Origin of the sequence: Liquorilactobacillus vini DSM 20605 (genome assembly GCF_000255495.1) — a bacterium.
Classification (GTDB): Bacteria; Bacillota; Bacilli; order Lactobacillales; family Lactobacillaceae; genus Liquorilactobacillus; species Liquorilactobacillus vini.
The window spans coordinates 1-504 of the sequence record NZ_AHYZ01000212.1 but is presented as its reverse complement, the minus strand read 5'-3'; the positions used below and the strand labels follow the sequence as shown (position 1 = coordinate 504).

1 protein-coding gene is annotated in these 504 nt (G+C 31.5%); it reads left to right on the top strand.

Annotated features, from left to right (window positions below; genetic code table 11):
* Positions 1-162: 162 nt before the first annotated feature.
* Positions 163-504 (top strand): ATP-binding protein (locus ON15_RS11050; RefSeq protein ID WP_010581553.1); only part of this gene is annotated, 342 nt, incomplete at its 3' end.

The window sequence follows — 504 nt, the reverse complement described above, 5'->3', positions numbered from 1 at the left end:
TGTTTCAGATAAGCAGTTTACTTACAATACTGAAGATCAACTAGCTGTATTAAAAAGCGATTTAATGAAAAATGCCAGTGAAAAAGAGATTAATGAATATATGCGTAAAGATTTAAGTGTTTATGACAACTTATAAACACCATAATACGAGGAGAACGTCTAATGAATCAATATGAACAACTAAACTCTAATTTGTCCGATCTCAATTTAGAAAATATTCGTCAGAATTTAAATGAATATATATCGAAAGTCAATGATCACAAAATTAGTTTCAGTGAAGCCCTGTTGGACCTGACCAACAAGGAAATAAGTTATCAACATCAATTAGAACTTGAACGGAGGATCCAAAGAGCGAGGTTCCCAGTAATCAAAAAAATAGAAGAATTTGATTTTAATTTTCAGCCTTCAATTAATCCACAAAGCATTTCAGAATTAACAACAATGTCATTCTTAGCTAAACGAGAAAATGTTATCTTCATTGGAAGTCCAGGTGTGGGCAAAACA